19 protein-coding genes are annotated in these 18,981 nt (G+C 64.0%); 6 read left to right on the forward strand and 13 right to left on the reverse strand.

Annotated features, from left to right (window positions below; translation table 11 throughout):
* Positions 1-51: 51 nt before the first annotated feature.
* Positions 52-423, reverse strand: a complete 372-nt coding sequence (locus AC1RT2_RS09300; RefSeq protein ID WP_493101357.1) for a CBS domain-containing protein — start codon at positions 421-423, stop codon at positions 52-54.
* A 60-nt stretch (positions 424-483) separates the two neighbouring features.
* Complete coding sequence (gene treZ / locus AC1RT2_RS09305; protein WP_493101359.1) at positions 484-2,265, reverse strand: malto-oligosyltrehalose trehalohydrolase; 1,782 nt, start codon at positions 2,263-2,265, stop codon at positions 484-486.
* A 220-nt stretch (positions 2,266-2,485) separates the two neighbouring features.
* Between treZ and glgX the strand changes: the two genes are divergently transcribed.
* Together glgX and AC1RT2_RS09315 are read left to right on the forward strand one after the other, a co-directional pair.
* Complete coding sequence (gene glgX / locus AC1RT2_RS09310) at positions 2,486-4,570, forward strand: glycogen debranching protein GlgX (protein WP_493101361.1); 2,085 nt, start codon at positions 2,486-2,488, stop codon at positions 4,568-4,570.
* Between the two features lie 10 nt (positions 4,571-4,580).
* Positions 4,581-5,630 (forward strand): DNA topoisomerase IB, encoded by a 1,050-nt coding sequence (locus AC1RT2_RS09315; protein WP_493101363.1) that lies wholly within the window; start codon positions 4,581-4,583, stop codon positions 5,628-5,630.
* A gap of 43 nt (positions 5,631-5,673) precedes the next feature.
* Here the strand turns inward: AC1RT2_RS09315 and AC1RT2_RS09320 are convergent, their stop codons facing one another.
* Genes AC1RT2_RS09320 through AC1RT2_RS09335 form a run of 4 tightly spaced genes read right to left on the reverse strand, consistent with a single transcriptional unit; the run spans position 5,674 to position 6,850 of the window.
* Positions 5,674-5,946, reverse strand: coding sequence for a DUF2934 domain-containing protein (locus tag AC1RT2_RS09320; RefSeq protein ID WP_493101365.1), 273 nt, complete (start codon positions 5,944-5,946; stop codon positions 5,674-5,676).
* A gap of 28 nt (positions 5,947-5,974) precedes the next feature.
* Positions 5,975-6,235 (reverse strand): DUF982 domain-containing protein, encoded by a 261-nt coding sequence (locus AC1RT2_RS09325; protein WP_150130062.1) that lies wholly within the window; start codon positions 6,233-6,235, stop codon positions 5,975-5,977.
* 2 nt (positions 6,236-6,237) lie between these two features.
* Positions 6,238-6,630, reverse strand: coding sequence for a CBS domain-containing protein (locus AC1RT2_RS09330; protein ID WP_493101367.1), 393 nt, complete (start codon positions 6,628-6,630; stop codon positions 6,238-6,240).
* Positions 6,631-6,643: 13 nt separating this feature from the next.
* The gene (locus AC1RT2_RS09335; protein WP_493101368.1) at positions 6,644-6,850 is read right to left on the reverse strand and encodes a hypothetical protein; all 207 of its coding nucleotides are present in this window, start codon (positions 6,848-6,850) and stop codon (positions 6,644-6,646) included.
* Between the two features lie 125 nt (positions 6,851-6,975).
* Here AC1RT2_RS09335 and AC1RT2_RS09340 point away from each other — a divergent pair, with 125 nt between their 5' ends.
* Positions 6,976-7,758: an SDR family oxidoreductase gene (locus tag AC1RT2_RS09340; protein WP_493101370.1), complete on the forward strand. Its 783-nt coding sequence runs from the start codon at positions 6,976-6,978 to the stop codon at positions 7,756-7,758.
* Positions 7,759-7,836: 78 nt separating this feature from the next.
* A complete protein-coding gene (locus AC1RT2_RS09345; RefSeq protein WP_493101372.1) occupies positions 7,837-9,348 on the forward strand; it encodes a malonate--CoA ligase in 1,512 nt (503 codons plus the stop codon).
* Here the strand turns inward: AC1RT2_RS09345 and AC1RT2_RS09350 are convergent.
* Entirely contained in the window at positions 9,336-10,229 is an 894-nt protein-coding gene (locus tag AC1RT2_RS09350; RefSeq protein WP_493101374.1) for a LysR family transcriptional regulator, read from the reverse strand. The genes AC1RT2_RS09345 and AC1RT2_RS09350 overlap by 13 nt on opposite strands.
* Before the next feature lie 107 nt (positions 10,230-10,336).
* Here AC1RT2_RS09350 and AC1RT2_RS09355 point away from each other — a divergent pair, with 107 nt between their 5' ends.
* Positions 10,337-11,530: a cyanate transporter gene (locus tag AC1RT2_RS09355; protein WP_493101376.1), complete on the forward strand. Its 1,194-nt coding sequence runs from the start codon at positions 10,337-10,339 to the stop codon at positions 11,528-11,530.
* 39 nt (positions 11,531-11,569) lie between these two features.
* Here AC1RT2_RS09355 and AC1RT2_RS09360 read toward each other — a convergent pair whose 3' ends face one another.
* Both AC1RT2_RS09360 and AC1RT2_RS09365 read right to left on the reverse strand, forming a co-directional pair.
* A complete protein-coding gene (locus AC1RT2_RS09360) occupies positions 11,570-12,406 on the reverse strand; it encodes a bifunctional allantoicase/(S)-ureidoglycine aminohydrolase (RefSeq protein ID WP_069060963.1) in 837 nt (278 codons plus the stop codon).
* A 75-nt stretch (positions 12,407-12,481) separates the two neighbouring features.
* Entirely contained in the window at positions 12,482-13,072 is a 591-nt protein-coding gene (locus AC1RT2_RS09365) for an ankyrin repeat domain-containing protein (RefSeq protein ID WP_493101814.1), read from the reverse strand.
* 228 nt (positions 13,073-13,300) lie between these two features.
* Between AC1RT2_RS09365 and AC1RT2_RS09370 the strand changes: the two genes are divergently transcribed.
* Positions 13,301-14,224 (forward strand): cation diffusion facilitator family transporter, encoded by a 924-nt coding sequence (locus AC1RT2_RS09370; protein ID WP_493101378.1) that lies wholly within the window; start codon positions 13,301-13,303, stop codon positions 14,222-14,224.
* A gap of 56 nt (positions 14,225-14,280) precedes the next feature.
* Here the strand turns inward: AC1RT2_RS09370 and AC1RT2_RS09375 are convergent, their stop codons facing one another.
* The 4 genes from AC1RT2_RS09375 to AC1RT2_RS09390 all read right to left on the reverse strand — a co-directional run bounded on the left by AC1RT2_RS09375 (position 14,281) and on the right by AC1RT2_RS09390 (position 18,943).
* On the reverse strand, positions 14,281-14,727 hold the full coding sequence (locus AC1RT2_RS09375; protein ID WP_444799009.1) for a pseudoazurin: 447 nt from the start codon (positions 14,725-14,727) through the stop codon (positions 14,281-14,283).
* Positions 14,728-14,849: 122 nt separating this feature from the next.
* Complete coding sequence (locus tag AC1RT2_RS09380) at positions 14,850-16,280, reverse strand: amidase (protein ID WP_493101381.1); 1,431 nt, start codon at positions 16,278-16,280, stop codon at positions 14,850-14,852.
* 180 nt (positions 16,281-16,460) lie between these two features.
* The gene (locus AC1RT2_RS09385; protein ID WP_493101383.1) at positions 16,461-18,128 is read right to left on the reverse strand and encodes an amidohydrolase; all 1,668 of its coding nucleotides are present in this window, start codon (positions 18,126-18,128) and stop codon (positions 16,461-16,463) included.
* A gap of 98 nt (positions 18,129-18,226) precedes the next feature.
* The gene (locus tag AC1RT2_RS09390; RefSeq protein ID WP_493101385.1) at positions 18,227-18,943 is read right to left on the reverse strand and encodes a fumarylacetoacetate hydrolase family protein; all 717 of its coding nucleotides are present in this window, start codon (positions 18,941-18,943) and stop codon (positions 18,227-18,229) included.
* Positions 18,944-18,981: the final 38 nt, after the last annotated feature.

The following is an 18,981-nucleotide window of genomic DNA, read 5'->3' on the forward strand; positions in this document are numbered from 1 at the left end:
TTCAGCCGCGCCCTAAACGCATATCCTCCCCATTTGTTCCATCGGGCTGATTTACGCCCCATGCCGCGCGAAGTCGGTTCGCGAAACGACGCCCGTCAGCCGTTCCTGGCGGTCGAGCACGGCAAGGCGGCGCAACTGCAGGGTCTGCATGTTGCGCAACACGCCGTCCAGTTCCTCGTCGTCGTAACAATAGGTGATGTTGCTCGTCATGATGTCGCTGACCTTGGTGGTTGCCGCATCGAGACCCGGTGCGACGGCGCGAAGGATGATGTCGCGATCCGTCAGGGTGCCCACAAGGCCGCTGGCGTCGGCGACCGGCAGGAAGGCGATGTCCCACTGCGCCATCAGCCCCGCGGCATAGTGCAGGGTTTCCTCCGGCCGCACGAGATGGACATTGCGGGTCATGATGTCGCCGATGAGCATGGGGGCCTCTTTCTGACAATTGTTTCAAGAACAGACGAACGTGCCATTGGTTCCATTGCGCTAAGGTCGGGAACGGTCGATGGCGACGATGATCGACGGGCCGGCTGCGGTACCGTTGGAAACCGCAAAAATCGTCTCGCCTTCCATCGCCGGCCACGGCGTCTCTTTCTTCGCAAAGTTTGCGCGAATGCCGAGCGTTGCCTCATGGAAGCGCCAGTTCACGGCTAAAATGCCGTCGTCCGCCGGCAGGATATGCGGCTCAGCCGTTCCCGGGCCGGCGAGCAGCGGCACGACATGCTGCCGGCGAAGCCGGATCAACTCCCTGACGAAATCCGTCTGTCGCCTGCCGTCGGGGGACGTCAGGCGCGCCCAGTCGAGTTTCGAGCGCTGAAAGGTGTCTTCGGCGCCGGGATCCGGCAGATCGCGCACGGTCTTGCCCTCGGGCATGCCGCCAAATTTCTCCGCTTCTGCCTTGCGCCCCTGTTTTACCGCGTGGGCAAGCTCTCCTTCGAAATCGGTGAAAAAGAAGAACGGCTGCTGCTCGCCGAATTCTTCGCCCATGAAGAGCATCGGTATCGGCGGGGCAAGCAGCAGAAGGGCCGTCATGACATTCAGAAGCATCGGATCGGTGAGCACCGACAGCCGTTCGCCGAACGCACGGTTGCCGATCTGGTCGTGGTTGTGCAGGAAGTTGACGTTGACCTGTGGCGGAAGGCGGTCCTGTGGTGCCGGCCCGACCCGATCCTGCGTACGATCCGCCTGCACGAACCCCATGGCAGTCGCCGTCCGCAGGACATTGTCGGTGTTTTCCGCAAAGGGTGCGTAGTGGCCCTGGCCCTCTCCGGTCGCGATGATGTGCAGGGCATGGTGGAACTCGTCGTTCCAGCCCGCCGTGTAGTGATGCACGATTCCATCATCCCGGTTCAGCAGGCTTTTGCGGCTCGTCTGGTCCTCGACGACGAGATGGACTGGACGATGCGGCAGGGCCTGCCGGACGGTCTCGGCCAGTTCGATCAGCATATGTCTCTCACTGTCGTCGACGATCTGTTCGGTTGCGTCGAAGCGCAGGCCATCGAACCGGTAGTCGACGAGCCAGTGCAATGCATTTTCGATGAAGTATCGCCGCACCGGCTCCCTTTCGAAGGCGAGCGCGGCACCCCAGGGTGTGTGGCGTTCGGGGTGAAAGAAGGCGGGCGCGATGCGTGGCAGGATGTTTCCGACCGGGCCGAAATGATTGTAGACGACGTCGAGCAGGACCATGATGCCATGGCCGTGGGCCCCGTCGATCAGCGCCTTCAAGTCCTCCGGCGTGCCGTAGGCCGTATGCGGCGCATAGTGCAGAACGCCGTCATAGCCCCAGCCGCGTTTTCCGGCAAAGTGGGCGACGGGCATGATTTCGATAGCCGTAATGCCGATATGGCGGAGATGCGGCAGGCGGCCGATGGCGGCCCGGAAGGTGCCTTCCGGCGTGAATGTACCGACATGCAATTCATAGGCGACCGCCTCTTCCCACGGGCGCCCCGTCCACCCGGTATTGCGCCAGGCATAGTCGTGATGATGGACAAGGATGGATGATCCCTCGACGTCGTCCTCCTGGGCGTGGGAGGCGGGATCGGGAATGTCAGTTCCGTCAGAAAGCCGGAAACTGTAGGTGTCGCCCGGGTGGACAAGGTTGGTTTCAACCATATGCCAGCCGTCGCCTTCCGCCTGCATTGAAATCTCCCGTGCACCCGCAAGGAGGACAATCCTCTTCTCGGCGGGTGCCCAGAGACGGAACCGCACCCTGCCATCCGCCAACACGCTCGGGCCCCAGTTTTTTGGCGTCGGTGACGGCTGTGTCATCGGCTTCCTCTGTGCGGGTCAATCACCAGCGGAACCGGCTGGCTGTAAAAAAGTTCCGGAACAATCCGGTTCTTTTCGCGTTGCACCATCGCTTTCTCGGGCCGCGATAAAGATGCCTCCCGTTCTTTCGACGAAGGTTCGTCGTACCGGCGCGATGAAGCGATGGCGATGACGGCCCTCGTTCCGACGGCGCGTTGCTCGACCGAAGGGGACAGACCGCATGAGCTATTCGTTTTCCGAACTCGATTTCATGAAGCCGGAGCTTGGCGCCGAATTCACCGGGGAGGGCACGCATTTCGCGGTCTTTTCCGCCCATGCGGAGCAGATGGAACTGTGTCTCTTCAGTGAGGACGGCAAGGAAGAGACCGCCCGCCTGCCGCTGCCTAAGCGCGAAGGCGACATCTGGTCCGGCTACATTGCCGGCCTGAAGCCCGGCACGATCTACGGCTACCGCGCCCACGGCCCCTATGAACCGAAGGCCGGCCACCGCTTCAACCCGAACAAGCTGCTGCTCGACCCCTATGCCAAGCAGATCCTCGGCGAAATCCAGTGGGACGACGCGCTCTATGGCTACCGCATCGGTGACCCGGCGGAAGACCTGTCCTTTGATGAGCGTGACAGCGCGCCCTTCATGGTGAAGGGCGTGGTGCAGGATCCGGACTTCGACTGGGCGGGCGATGCGGCGATCCGCCGGCAATGGACCGAGACGATCATCTATGAGGCGCATGTGCGTGGCATGACGATGACCCATCCCGGCGTGCCGGAAGAGTTGCGCGGCACCTTCATGGGCATGGCGAGCGATCCGATCATCGAGCATCTCATCGATCTCGGTATTTCCGCCATCGAACTCCTGCCTATCCAGTACTTCCCGGATGATCGTTACCTGCTGGAAAAGGGCCTGCGCAACTATTGGGGTTATCAGACGCTCGGCTTCTTCGCGCCGCAGCCGCGGTTCCTCTCCGGCCGCGCCGTCACCGAATTCAAGACCATGGTCAAACGCTTCCATGCCGCCGGCATCGAGGTGATCATGGACGTCGTCTACAACCACACCGCCGAGGGCTCGGAGCGCGGACCGACGCTGAGTTTCCGCGGCCTCGATAATCTGAGCTACTACCGCCTGTCGCCGGACGACCTGCGCCACAGCTACGACACGACCGGTACCGGCAACACCGTCAACATCGCCCATCCCATGGTGTTGCGCATGGTGCTCGACAGCCTGCGCTACTGGGTCGGCGTCATGCATGTCGATGGCTTCCGCTTCGACCTTGCCAGCACGCTTGGCCGCACCCGGCACATCGAGTTCGACCGTGACGGCACGTTCTTCGACGCGATCCGGCAGGACCCGATGCTGTCCGGTGTTAAGCTGATTGCTGAGCCCTGGGATGTGGGCGACGGCGGCTATCAGGTCGGCGGTTTCCCGCATCCGTTCCGCGAGTGGAACGACAAGTACCGTGACGATGTGCGGCGCTTCTGGAAAGGGGATGGCGGGCTCGTGTCGGATGTTGCGGCTCGGCTGACCGGTTCTGCACCGCAGTTCAACCATTCGGACCGCGGCGCCACCTCGTCGATCAATCTCTTGAGTGCCCATGACGGTTTCACGCTGATGGACACCGTCTCCTATGACGGCAAGCACAACGAGGCGAACGGCGAAGACAACCGCGACGGCCATTCCGACAACCATTCGCACAATATGGGGGCCGAGGGCCCGACGGAGGACCAGAACATCCTCTCCGCCCGTGCCCGCCGCCGGCGCAACATGATTGCGACGCTGATGCTGAGCCAAGGCGTGCCCATGCTGCTCGGTGGCGACGAACTCGGCAACAGCCAGAACGGCAACAACAATGTTTACTGCCAGGACAACGAGATCGGCTGGACCGACTGGAGCGGTCTTGACGATCCGTTCCTCGCCTTCTGCAAGGGGGCGATCGCCTTCCGGAAAGCCCATCCGGCGCTGCGGCAGGAACGGTTCCTCACGGGCGATCCGGCAGAGGACGGCACGATCGACATCGCCTGGTACAAGCCCGATGGCGCCTTCATGGATGACGGTGCATGGGAAGACGGTAATCTGCAGGCGCTCGGCCTCTTCGTGTCGAAGCCGGCGAATGGCGAGGGGCCGGACCAGTTGTTTATCGTCGTCAATGCCGGCGGCGATTGCCAGGTGAAGCTTCCGGAGGCGAACGGCATCAAGGCGTGGACGCGCGTGCTCGATACGGGGGCCGAGGATGATGCCTTCGCCCAACATCCCGCCGAAGGCGCCGCCACGGTCTATGGCGCCAGCGTCGCCGTCTTTGAAGCGGTGGGGTGATCTGCCCGACATGGCACCGGACAACCTCACAGCGACCGGTCTTACTTATGTCTCCGACAGCGAGCCCGGAATCCGGCGTCAGCGGTCCGGTCGCAGTTTTTGTTATCGCCTGCCGGACGGCTCTCTCGTGCGCGATGGTGCGCTGAAGGCGCGCATCGCCGGCCTTGGCCTGCCGCCGGCCTATGAAAATGTCTGGATCTGCCTCGACGGCAACGGCCATCTTCAGGCGACGGGCTACGATGCGCGCGGGCGCAAGCAATATCGCTATCACCCGGATTGGCAGGCGCTGAAGAGCGGTGACAAGTTCGATCAGCTCATCGCCTTCGGCCGGGCGCTGCCAAAGCTTCGGCGCGCGGTGCGGCGGGATCTCGACGGCACGCCCGGCGCGGTCGATACGATGTTGGCGGCGATCACCGTGCTGCTCGATGAGGCGCAGTTGCGGGTCGGCAATCGGGCCTATGTGCAGGAGAACGGCACCTATGGCGCGACGACGCTGTTGAAGCGTCACGTTTCGCTGGCCGATGGGCATATAGAGCTCCGCTTCGCGGCCAAGGGCGGCAAGCGGGTACGCCGGACGCTGAAACACCCGCGCCTCCAACGGCTGCTTGAAGACTGTGCCGATCTGCCGGGGCGCCAGCTCTTCGTCTGGAAAGACGAGACGGATCTGGTGCGGCCGATCGATTCCGGCCGGCTCAACACCTATCTCGCCGATATTTCCGGTATTGCCGTTTCCGCCAAGACATTCCGGACCTGGGCCGGCAGCCTCGCCGCCTTTTCGCTGGCGCGTCACGCGATAGAGGCAGGCGATCGACCAACGATCAAGGGGATGTCGACGGCGGCGGCAGACGTTCTGCACAACACGCCGGCTATCGCGCGGTCGAGCTACATCCATCCCGACATCATCGCACTTGCCGAAACGCCTGAGACCCTGCGGCTCGCACTGCGCCGCCCGACCCTGAAGGCAACCGGGCTACGCTCGGAGGAGGAGCGACTGTTGCGCTTCCTCGAAAGTCGGCGAAACGCCCGTCGCCGGGCATGCAGGAACATGCCAGAGAAATAGGGTAGTGAAAGCGGGGGCTTTGGAGGCTTGCGAAATGCCTTGGCTAGCTCGTTTCAATTGTGGACGGAAGGCTCCGTGTTGCTTTCCTGCGGAAGCGTGCACCGCGGGCGAGGTTGACGGCCGCGCGTGTGGCATCGTCGGCCTCATCCGAATTGCGTCTTTTCCTGAGGTGCTCCGGCAGGGCGACCTTCTCGAGTTCGGCACGTTCACGCGCCGCCTGTTCCCAATGTTCCTGGTCCTTGCCGTGCGGGCGGCCATTCGCTTCCCACAGGCCATAGGCGCGTTTGCTGATCCATTCCTGGCGGTCTTCGTTCACGGCGATGTCCCTTCGAGGTGGCGACGGTCTATGCCGCCGTCCACGAGTTCACACGGAAATCGGCTTCCTTTGCCGCTTCGATGAAGGCCCGGCGGGCAAAGGCCGGGTCGTCGTCGCTGGTCAGCCCCTGTTCGCAGACACTTTTTGCCGTCAGCGCCGCAGGGCCATCTTCGATCGGCCAGTGGTTTTTCAGGCAGAGCAGGGCGTCGCGTGTGCTCTGCACATGAAGCACCCGCTGGTCGCCCTCAAGCACGACGGCCTCGTCCCACAGCCGGTCAGTCGCAAAGATCGTCATTGCACGCCCTCCTGCGCGGGTTTTTCGGCCGGCAGGTCGACAAGGCTGACGATGCCGACGACACGCCGGTCGTCATTCACCACCACGAGGCGGCGAACGCCGAAATGACGCATGCGGGCCGCGATCGTCGCCGTGTCGTCGTCTTCGTTACACACTTCAGGTGACACGGTCATGAATTCGGCAATCGCCGTCGAGGTCGAGAGCCCCTGGGCCAGAACCGATGCAACGATGTCACGATCGGTGATGATGCCGACGATGGCGCCGACGCCGGGCACTTCGACCGGCAGCGCGCCGACTTCTGTTTCGAGCATCAGCCGGGCGGCCGACTGGGCGGTGTCGTTGGGAGAGACCGTCACGATCTGGGCGGACATCACGTCCTTCACACGCATCTGGCCGCTCCCTTCAGAGCCGGCCGTTGACGAGGCTGCGGCCGTTCGGCGTTGCGGGCACGACCACTTCGTCCCTGTTCGGCTGGTTGAGCGGCAAGTCAACCTGGTGCGGGACGATCACCTGCGGCTCCCACGCGTTACGGCGTTTGCGCGTGTCGCTGGGTATGGCATTCGGGATGGCAGCGGGTTTGCGGGCAAGCGGCTTCTTCTTCTGGCGCACGTCGAACTCCTGCGAACTGGCTTGGTGTCTTGAACAAACGCGAAGCCCTCCGCTTGGTTCCGCGAAATCGGGAACGGATTTGCCTGTCGGGCATTCCTGTCGAGCCGTAACGGATGGAGGTGCCGATGCTGTTTGCAGGAAAGGTCGTCCTCGTCACCGGTGCGGGCTCCGGCATCGGTAAGGCCACGGCGCTGGCCTTCGCCCGTCATGGTGCGAGCGTCGGCGCCCTGGGGCGCACCACGCTGGAGGTCGAGGCCGTTGCGAAGGAGATTCTCGAGCTTGGAGGTGCTGGGCTCGCGCTCACGGCGGATGTGGCGGACGAAGCTTCCATGCGCCGTTCGGTCGAACACCTCGTCAGTGCATTCGGCGGTCTCGACATTGTCGTTGCCAATGCGGGCATCAATGGCGTCTGGGCGCCGATCGACGATTTGAAACCGGCGGAATGGGACGAGACGATTGCCGTCAACCTGCGCGGCACGTATCTGACGCTTCACCTGACGGTGCCGCACCTTAAGAAGGCGGGGGAGGGCGTCATCGTCGTCGTCTCCTCGATCAATGGCACGCGCACCTTCACGACGCCGGGCGCCACCGCCTATTCCGCCACCAAGGCGGCACAGGTGGCGATGGTGCAACAACTGGCGCTGGAGCTTGGCAAGGCCGGGATCCGCGTCAACGCGGTCTGCCCCGGCGCAATCGAGACCCGCATCGACGAGAACACGGAGCAACGGGGTTCCAGCGAAACCGGCATTCCCGTCGTTTGGCCGGAGGGCGACATACCGGTTTCGCACGGCAAGCCCGGCATGGCCAGCGAGGTCGCCGACGTCATCCTGTTCCTTGCCTCCTCCAAAGCGCGACACATTACCGGCACTCCCCTGTGGATCGACGGTGGACAGGGCCTGCTTCGCTGATTCCTTTCTGCTTTTTGCCTCTGGCATCCTCGCCCGGCGATGTGACAATGTGCGGGCGAACGGGAGAGGAGATCATCCATGGCCAACCATCTTTTCGACGCGATCCGCGCGGCTGCGACGCCGGAGGCGGTCTTCATCGAGACGGCCGAGGGACGACGCTGGACCTATGGCGATATGATCCGGTTCTCCGGGCAGTTGGCTGGCGCGCTCAGTGCTCGGGGCGTGCAGCCGGGCGACCGGGTGGCGGTCCAGGTGGACAAAAGCCCCGAGGCGCTGATGCTCTATCTCGCCTGCCTGCGTGCCGGCGCGGCCTATCTGCCGCTCAACCCGGCCTATACGCTGGCAGAACTGGATTATTTCATCGGCGATGCGCAGCCGCGCCTGGTGGTCGTCGATCCGAAATCCGAAAAGGGTATCGCGGCGATCGCACAAACCCATGGCAGCGTGGTCGAGACGCTGGATGCGACCGGTGGCGGCAGCCTTCTCCAGCGGGCAGGCGGCGAGGCGGGGGATTTTGCCGATGCGGATCGCGGCCCGGATGATCTGGCCGCAATCCTCTATACGTCCGGCACGACGGGGCGCTCCAAGGGCGCGATGCTGACGCATGACAACCTGCTCTCCAATGCGCTGACGCTGCGCGACCATTGGCGCTTCACCAGCGCCGACCGGCTGATCCACGCCCTGCCGATCTTCCACACGCATGGTCTGTTCGTTGCCTCGAACGTGACGCTGCTCTCCGGCGCCTCGATGTATCTGCTGTCGAAATTCGATGCCGACCAGGCGCTCGGGCTGATGGAAAACGCGACCGTGATGATGGGGGTGCCGACCTTCTATGTCCGGCTCGTGCAGCACCTGGGCCTGACACGGGAGGCCACGGCAGGGATGCGGCTCTTCGTTTCCGGCTCAGCGCCGCTTCTTGCCGAAACCCACCGCAGTTTTGCGGAAAAGACCGGTCATGCCATCCTCGAGCGCTACGGCATGACCGAGACCAACATGAACACCTCCAACCCCTATGATGGCGACCGGATCGCCGGCACAGTGGGGTTTCCGTTGCCCGGCGTCGCGCTTCGGGTCACCCACCCGGAAACCGGCACGTCGGTGCCGGATGGCGAGACGGGCATGATCGAGGTGAAGGGGCCGAACGTCTTCAAGGGCTATTGGCGCATGCCGGAGAAGACCGCCGCAGAGTTCCGTACGGACGGTTTCTTCATCAGCGGTGACCTCGGCAAGATCGACGAGCGCGGCTACGTCCACATCGTCGGGCGCGGCAAGGACCTCGTCATTTCCGGCGGCTACAACATCTATCCAAAGGAAGTGGAAACCGAGATCGACGGCATGCAGGGCGTCATCGAAAGTGCGGTCATCGGCGTGCCACACCCGGATTTCGGCGAGGGCGTGACGGCCGTCGTGGTGCGGGCAAAGGGCTCTGCGCTGGACGAGAAGGCCGTGCTCGATGGGCTGAAGGACCGGCTGGCGCGCTACAAGCAGCCCAAGCGCGTGCTCTTCGTCGACGACCTGCCGCGCAACACGATGGGCAAGGTGCAGAAGAACGTCCTGCGCGAGACCTATGCGGATCTCTACAAGGCCTGATCCGGTCGGGCAAAATGCCGTTTGAGGATGTCGAGCACCTCGCTTGCCAGTTCCCCGACGATGCCGTTGCGTTCCCAGGCATAGAGCGAGGCGACGACCGGCGGTTCCGTGCCGAAATCGGCAAGCTGCTTGATCCGCCAACCCTTCGTCGCGTCGATCGGCAGCAGCGAGAGACCGAGGCCGGCTTCGACGGCCATCAGCACGTTGCGCAGGCTGGCGGAGGTGAAGGCGACGTACCATCGCCGCCGCTCGCGCTCCAGCCGTTCGGACATGGCATCACGGTAGAGCCCGCCGGGCGGAAAGGTGACGAGCGGCGTCGGGTCGGGCAGGTCGGGCGCCGCATCCATTGCGGTGAACCAGGCGATCGGTTCCTCGAAGCTCGCCCAGCTGTCGGCGCTCGGCGTGTCCTCCTTCAACACCACGATGTCGAGTTCGCCGGCGCGGTAGCGGCGGTTGAGGTCGGCGCGCAGGCCGGTGGTGACGTCGAGGCGTGCTTCCTTGTGGCGTTTGGTGAAGGCGGCGAAGGCACGGGCCATTTCGGGCGTGGCGATGTCATCCGGCATGCCGATGCGCACGGAGGTGGTGCCGGAGGTTTCCGCCACCAGCGTCAGCGCTTCGGTCTGGAGGGCGAGGATGCGGCGGGCGTGGCCGAGCAGGCGTTCGCCCGTCACGGTCAGGCGCACCGGCCGCGCAGCACGGTCGACCAGATCGCGCCCGATTGCCTCCTCGAGGCGGGCGATCTGCTGGCTCATGGTCGATTGCGTCATATGCAGGCGATCGGCGGCAGCCGTGAAACTCCCGGCATCGGCGATTGCCACGAAGGCCCGAAGCAGGCGCGGGTCGAGCACGACATCTCCATCGAAAATCAGAATAGTCAGCATCTAAACATCTAATTTGCGCATGATTCAAGCCGATGGTAGCGATAGGTACGATCGGCAGGCCCCCACCCTGCCGCGAACAGGCATTTTCAGCACGAGAGTCAATTCTGATGGATACCGTTGAGGCGCGCGCTGACCGTGATTGGGCAATGCTGGCATTGGTCGTGCTGATCGGGCTCAACCTGCGTCCCTTTCTCGCCGCCCCGGCGCCGATCCTCGCCGAGATTGTCGCGGATACAGGCCTCGGCTATGGCGGTATTGCGATGCTCACCCTGCTGCCGATGTTCCTGATGGGGCTCGGCGCGTTCATTGCGCCCGGCCTTCAGGTGAAGCTCGGCGCGCGGCGCGGGCTGTTAATGGCACTCTGCATTCTCCTGCTCGGTTCGGCGCTTCGCCTCGTCGCCATGGACGGGGTGTCGCTGATCCTGACGGCGGCGCTCTGCGGCATCGGCGTCGCCTTCATCCAGGCGGCCTTTCCCGGCATCATCAAGGCACGCTTCCCAACCCAGGTGCCTGTCGTCACCGGTCTCTATTCGGCGATGATCATGGCTGGCGGCGCCTTCGGCGCGCGACTGATGCCGGTGCTCGTGCATGCCGGTTTCGGCTGGCGGGCGGCACTCGCCTGGCTGGCGCTGCCGGTCGTCATCGCGCTCGCTGCTGCCTGGCGCATCCTGTCCGATGTGCAGTCGAGCAAGCCGGACGGCACGCTGACGCGCCAGCTTCTCAGCCGGCCGCGCACCTGGGTGCTGATGGCCGCCTTCGGGTTGATCAATGCCGGGTACACCTCGATGATCGCCTGGCTTGCGCCCTACTACCAAGCGCAGGGTTGGAACAGCGCCGACAGCAGCGGCCTCGTCGCCATCATGGCGATCTGCCAGGCCGTTGCGGCGCTGGGCCTCCCGATTTTAGCGCGCGGGAACATCGACCGCCGCCGCTGGCTGTGGCTGACCATTGCGTTCCAGGCCATCGGCTTTTTCGGCCTTGCGGGCCTTCCCGGCCTGGCACCGGCGGTCTGGGCGGGCCTTTGCGGTGCCGGCCTCGGTGGCAGTTTCGCGCTTGCCATCGTCACCGCGCTCGATCACCTGCCGCGGCCGGAACAGGCCGGCGCGCTTGCCGCGCTGATGCAGGGCGGCGGCTTTCTCATCGCTGCCATCGGCCCCTATGCGATGGCAGTGCTGCACGATTGGACGGGTGGTTTTGCCGCCGGCTGGGCGCTGCATCTCGGCTGCGTGCTGGTGACGGCGCTGCTCTATCTGCGCTTCGATCCGCGATCCTATCCGGACGCGATGCCGTTACCCTCATGAAAAACCCGCGCCGGTCGGGCGCGGGTTTCTAGGCGGTTTTCAGCGGCGGGAACCGAAAGGCTTCAGCGCCATGTGGCGGTTGACGTCCTTGTAGAGCAGATAGCGGAACGGGCCGGGGCCGCCGGCATAGCAGGCCTGCGGGCAGAAGGCGCGCAGCCACATGAAATCGCCGGCCTCGACTTCCACCCAGTCCTGGTTGAGGCGGTAGACGGCCTTGCCCTGCAGCACGTAGAGGCCGTGTTCCATGACATGGGTTTCGGCAAAGGGAATGACCGCGCCGGGCATCAGCGTGACGATCGTCACATGCATGTCGTGGCGAAGGTCGTTGGGATCGACGAAGCGTGTCGTCGCCCATCCGCCATTCGTGCCGGGCATTTCCGACGGCTTGATGTCTTTTTCGTTGAGGATCAGGGGTTCCGGATGCGGAAGTCCATCGACCGCCTCGTAGGCCTTGCGGATCCAGTGGAAGCGGGTATGAGCGCCCGAACGATTGTGCAGTGACCATTTCAGGCCCGGCGGCAGGAACGCATAACCGCCCGGCTCGAGCGTGTGCTTGCCGGTCGGCAAGGTCAGTTCCACCTCGCCATCGACGACGAAGAGCACGCCCTCGGCGTCCGGGTCCTGCTCCGGCCTGTCGCTGCCGCCGCCCGGTGCCACTTCCATGATGTACTGCGAAAACGTCTCGGCAAAGCCGGAAAGCGGACGCGCAATGACCCAGCAACGCGTGTCGTTCCAGAAGGGCAGGAAGCTCGTGACGATATCCTGCATGGTTCCCTTCGGAATCACCGCATAGGCCTCGGTGAAGACGGCGCGCCCGGTCAGGAGGTCGCTCTGCGGCGGGTGGCCGCCGAGGGAGGAATAGTAGCTTCTTTGCATCGTCTCAGGCCCTTTGTCTTGAGTGTTTCCGGTGTTTCCCGACGGATTTCTCTTCCGTCTTGTTCGTGAATGGCGTCACTTCGCGCCTGCTTTTTCCAGGAGTGCGACCATCTCGCCAAAGCCGCGGCCGCGCGCATGCTGGAGCGGCGTCACGCCGTCGTCGTCCGCGAGATTGACATTGGCCCCGGCCTTGATCAGGAGATCGACGATCTGGATGTGGCGCGTTCCCCCGTCGCCGAGGATGATCGCCTCCAGCAGCGCCGTCCAGCCGAGCCGGTTCACATGATCGACGTCGATACCGGCCTTGATCAGCGTGTCGACCGTCTCGACATGGCCGCGTTCAGAGGCCGGGATGAGGGCGGTGCCGCCGTAGCGGTTGATGCTTTTGAGGTCGGCGCCGTGGGAAAGCGTCAGCTTGAGAATGTCGAGATGCCCGCGTGCGCCGGCATAGAGATAGGGACTGTCGCTGATGGCGTCCTTGGCGTTGACGTCGGCGCCGGCCTCGATCAGCGCGCGGGCGGCGTTCACGCGGTTGGCATGCGTGGCGACGAGCAGGGCCGTCGCGCCGCTGTCGTCCCGCGCGTCGATTGCCACGCCTTTGGCCAGAAGCGCCTTGATGGCGACGGCGTCGTCGGCTGCGGCAGCCTTGTGCAGGTCGAGGGTCATGGCATTGTCTGTGGCAAGAAGGGGAGATGCGAGCGCGGTCAGGAAGAGCCAGGCCGAGAGCAGGACGAGTTTCAGCATGCGGATCCCGTTGGTTGTGGTCTTAAATTAACAGTGGCCTGCCGCATTAGGAAATTAAATGTGCAAATCCCTATCATTCAGAAGTTGGAATTCATGTGAGGGGCCGGCTATAAGCCGAAAGGGCCACAGAACGAGAGAAAGGGCCGATCCATGAGGACGGAACAGGGACTTCTGCGCATCTCCATTGCCGTCACCATCGTGCTCGCCGGCGTCGGCATCCTGTTCGGCATTCTCTCTGGCTCCTTCGCCATCGTCTTCGACGGCGTCTATGCGCTGACCGATGCGGCGATGACCGTGCTCGCCCTGCTCGTCTCGAACCTCATCGCATCCTCGGCGACGGGCGGGGGCAAAGGCCGGCTCGTCAAGCATTTCACGATGGGCTTCTGGCATCTGGAGCCGATGGTGCTGGGCCTCAACGGTATCCTTCTGACCGGTGCGGCGATCTACGCGCTGATCAACGCCATCGGCAGCATCATGGACGGCGGCCGGCCGCTCGATTTCGACCAGGCGATCATCTATGCCGTGCTGACGATCATCGTGACGGTCGCCATGGCGATCATCGCCACCCGCGCGAACCGCACCCTCCAGTCGGATTTCGTGGCGCTCGACGCCAAGGCCTGGATGATGTCCGCGGGCCTGACGAGTGCGCTGCTGGTCGCCTTCGTCATCGGCTATTTCATCCAGGGCACGGCCCATGAATGGCTGTCGCCCTATATCGACCCGGTGGCGCTGGCGCTCGTCTGCCTTGTCATCATCCCCATCCCCGCCGGCACCATCCGGCAGGCGCTGGCCGATATCCTGCTCGTCACGCCCGGGGACCTGAAAAGCCATGTCGATGCGATCGCCAAAACCATCGTCGAGCGGCACGGCTTTCTCTCCTACCGGGCCTATGTCGCCCGCGTCGGCCGTGGCCGGCAGATCGAGCTCTTTTTCATCGTGCCTGAGGATTTTCCGCCGCGGAAGCTGCAGGAATGGGACGATATTCGCGACGAAATCGGCATCGCCATCGGCGACGAAGGGCCGGATCGCTGGCTGACGATCGCCTTCACCACCGATCCCGAATGGGCAGACTGAAAAAACCCGAAGCGGATCGCTCCACTCCGGGTTTCGTCTCCACTTAGAACCGACCTTTAGAGACCGAGAGCCGTGATCGCGCCGTCCATGCGCTCGCGGGCCTTCTTCGGCAGCTTGCCGGTCTTGACGGCGTCGAGATTGGCCGGTGCATCGCCGACGACCACCACGCCCACCATGCCCATACCGACATGCGGCGTGCATTTGACGCCATAGGCGCCCGGCTTGTCGAAGGTAACCTTGTAGTTCTCGTTCATCTTGCTCTTGAAGGCTTCCGCACCGTCGGGGATCATGCCCTTGATCGTCTCGACATTGTGCCCCTTGTCGGTCGGGATGAAGGTGACCGTGTCGCCGGGCGCCACCTTCACGAAGGCCGGCTCGAACACCATCGCGCCTTCGGCACCCTTGTTGAGCATATGCACCTCGAAATCTGCCGCTGCGGCGGGAAGCGCGAGCGCCAGAATGACCGCTGCTGCACCGACGATGCTCTTTGCCATGATACGCACTGGAAGTTCTCCTTGCTGACGAACGTCAATCGTTCATGCGCAAGGGGTAGACCCGCGACGCCCCTCCTTCTTTGACGTTGATCAAACAACGGGGAGGGGCATGCGTGGCGTGCTGTCGCAGGTTATTGTCCTGCATGCACCGGTGGCAGCATGGCGCTCCAGGGCCGCGCCTGTTCGAGGTCGCGGGCAACGCGCACCAGTGTCCCCTCGTCGGCGAAGCGGCCGACGATCTGGATGCCGACCGGCATGTGGTTGCGGTCGAGGCCGAGCGGCAGGCTGACGGAGGGCTGGCCGGTGGCGTTGAACGTGCCGAGGAAGGTGAAGAGGGTGGTGTCGCCCTCGGCGAAGCCGGTGGCCGTAAGGTCGGGGCGCGTGGTGGAGAAGCGGCCGTGTTCCGGCGCCGTCACCGGTGTCGTCGGCGTCAGCAGGATGTCGTAGCTCGCCGTTGCCATTGCGACATCGTGGCGGATCTTGCGCATGGTCTCGAAGATGGTGACTATCTCGGCCGGTGACATGGCAAGCGTCTGGTGCATCAGCTTGAGGATGACAGGCTCCAGCGTCGTGTCGTCCAACGGGCGGCCGAGGGTGGCGGCAAGCGCCGGCAGTTCGGCAAGGCCGAGATTGAAGCCACCCATTACGCCGATCATGATGTCGTGCGAATTCACCGGCGGAGCGATCTCCTCGATCGTGTGGCCCATCGACGCGAGCAGGGCGGCCGTCGCATCGAGTGTCGCCAGCACGTCCTCGGCGATCGACACGCTGCCCCAGGCGGTGCGGGCAAGGCCCACGCGCAGCTTGCCGGTCGGCTGGGTCAGCTCGTCGAGATAGGGCCGCTCTGGTTGGCGGATGATGAACGGATCGCCCGGCTCCGGGCCGGCAAAGACGTCGAGCGCGGCGGCCATGTCGCGCACCGTGCGGCAGACGACGAATTCGCGCGCAAGGCCAAACAGCGAATCCTGCCCGTCCGGCCCGCCGGAAACGCGGCCGCGCGAGGGATTGAGGCCGACGAGGCCGCACCAGCCGGCGGGAATGCGGATCGAGCCGCCACCATCCGAGGCATGCGCGATCGGCACGATGCCGGCGGCAACCGCCGCCGCAGCACCACCAGAAGAGCCACCGGCCGAGGCGTCGAGATTCCAGGGATTGCGGGTAATCCCTTCCAGAATGGTTTCGGTGAAGCCGGCGAAGGCCAGTTCCGGCACGGCACTGCGGCCGACGATGCGCAGGCCCGCCGCCTTGGCGCGCTTTGTATAGTAGGCGTCGTGGGTGCTGACACTGCCCTTCAATAGCCGGCTGCCGCATTCCTGCAGGCGGCCTTCCTCCGTCGCGCCGATGTCCTTGCGCAGGAACGGCACGCCATTGAAGGCGCCCTCCACCGGGCCGGTCACGCTTTCCGCATCGTCATAAAACTCAACGACGGCATTGATCGCCGGATCGACCTTTTCGAAGGCCTGCCGGGCAAGGCCTGCAAGTTCCGCGGCGGTCACCTCGCCGCGCTTGACGAGCTGGGCAAGGCTGGTGGCGTCGTGGCTGACATAGTCGGAAAGGTTCATGGGAAAGACCTGGTTGAAATGGGTGCAGGCATTGAAAGGGTTTTTGGTGCGGGCGGCAAGGGCGCGCCGCTTGCGAGGCGCGCCCGGCAGACCTTGTTCAGCAGGCCGATCCAGATCGTAGAGCTGACGGCGAATGTTTGCTGCCTGATGGCTGCGCCTCATCTGGAACGGATGAAAGCTTCAGGCCTCGTAGGTCACCCGGCCGCCGCAGATCGTCATCTTCGGACGGACCTCACGGATACGCTCCGGCTCGACCGCCTCGATGTCATCGTCAAGGATGACGACGTCGGCGAAGTAGCCGGGTTTCAGCATGCCCTTGCGATCTTCGGCAAACTCCGCGTAGGCGCTGCCGATCGTATAGGCGGCGATGGCATCGTGCAGGCTGACGGAATGATCCGGATCGCCCTCCTGCCAGACCGTTCGTGTCACGGCGGCCTGGATCCCGGCGATCGGGTCGATCGGCGAGACGGGCCAGTCGGAGGAGAAGGCCAATGCTGCGCCCGTTTCCTTGATGCGCCGCCAGGCATAGGCGAGATAACGGCGCTTCTCGCCGATGCGCGAGAGGGTCGGTTCGAGCGGAAAGCACATGCCGCCCGGCGGATGCGGCGGCTGCATGGAGGCGATGACGCCGAGCTTAGCAAAGCGTGGCATGTCCTCTTCGGTGATCAGCTCGACATGCTCGATGCGATGGCGGCTGTCGCGGGTGCCATTGGCCTTCTGCGCGACCTCATAGCCGTTCAGCACGCGCCGCACGGCGCCGTCGCCGATGGCGTGTACCGCGATCTGCAGGCCGCGACGGTCGATCTCGGTGGCGAGTTCGGCGAAGTCCTCGTTGCTGAAATAGGGCTCGCCATACCAATCCGGCCGATCCGCATAGGGTTCGACGAGGAAGGCGGTGCCGGATTCCAGCACGCCGTCCATGAACACCTTGACCATGCCGGAGGAAATCCAGTCGCTGCGGTAGCGCCGGTCCATCTCGCTTGCCTTTTCGAGATCGGCGAGCGTCATCGGCTTCTTGAAATGATAGGGCACCTGGCCGCGCACGGTGATCGTGCCATCCTCTTCCAGCGCCGCCATCAGCTGGAGCTGGTAGAAATTGCCGTCCATGTTGTGAAACGAGGTGATGCCGTGTTTGGCGGCATGGGCCAGGCCGCGGCGCATGATCGCCTTGTCGGCCTCCCATTCCGCAGCACTCGGCGCGGGGTCGGGCTCGCCGCCGGTCTCGATGCCGAGATGGGTGCGGTTCGGGCCGCCGAGATGCAGGACGGGCGACATGGCTTCGGATTCACGCAGCTCGCCGGTCGCAAGGCCATCCGGTCCCATCACCACTTCGTTGCCGGGATTGACCGTCTTGCCGTGCAGGATGCCGGCCATGTCGAGCGCCTTGGTATTCGCCCAGCTGGTGTGATGATCGGCGCCGACCAGCACGACCGGTCGGTCCGCGATGATGCGGTCGATATGGTGTCGCGTCAGCGGCTCGTCTTCGGAAATCATTGTGTAACCGGCGCCGTGGCCGGTCAAAAGCGCGTCGTCGGGATGGGCGGCGGCATGGGCAAGCAGGCTCGCCTTCAGCGCCTCGAAACCTTCAATGCCGGCGAGCTGCAGGTGTCCCAGCTCCTCGGCGCCGCCGAACATGTGGATGTGGCTTTCGATGAAGCCCGGCAGCACCGAAGCGCCGCGCGCATCGATAATCCGGGTTTCTTCGCCCTTAAGCGCAAGGATATCGCCCTCGCTGCCGACGGCAGCGATCCGGCCGCCGGCAAGCGCAATGGCTTCGGCACGCGGATTGGCCTCATCCATGGTGAGGACGCGCGCATTGATAATAATGAGATCGGCGGATACGGGCATCAGGTCTCCTCCTCTTGCCACCCCTACGTCCTTTGGCGCAGGCCGAAAGACGAAGGAATACGCCAAAGGGATAGGTGCCCGCCTGCGCCGTGTCAGATCTATCCGGCGACGTTAAACGTTATCTCATCGAGCCCATCGATATGCGCGACCATCGTATCGCCCTTTTCGATAGCACCCACTCCGGCCGGCGTGCCGGCGAAAATGAGGTCGCCCGGTTGCAGCGTGAACAGAAGGGAGAGATAGGCAATCATCTCCGGCACCTTCCAGACCATCTGGTTGAGGTTGCCGTTCTGGCGAACCGCACCATTGACGGTAAGCCGGATCGCGCCCTCGCTCAGGTGACCGGTCCCGGCTGCGGGGTGGATAAAGCCACAAGGCGCGGACTGTTCGAAGGCTTTCGCGACCTCCCAGGGCCGGCCATGTTTCTTGGCTTCCGCCTGCAAATCGCGCCGCGTCATGTCGAGGCCGACGGCGTAGCCGTAGACGCAATCCAGCGCATGCTCGACCGGAATGTCGCTACCGCCGCTCTTCAGTGCGACGACCAGCTCGACCTCATGATGCACGTCCGTGCTTGCCGGGGGATAGGGAAAGTCCTCGCCGGGCAGGACCAGGGTGTCCGGGTTCTTCTGGAAGAAGAAGGGCGGCTCCTTGTCGGGATCATGACCCATCTCGATGGCATGATCGGCGAAGTTTCGGCCGACGCAATAGATGCGATGCACCGGGAAGAGTGCGTCGCTTCCCTTGATGGGCAGGGTGGGAATGGCAGCGGGCGCGAAAATATAGGTCGAGGCTGCGTTGGAAGGTTCTGACGTCATGAGAGGCCGCACTTTCAAAGGTCGTGATCTGAACGCGG

The organism is Shinella sp. GW821-FHT11G07, assembly GCF_058808115.1.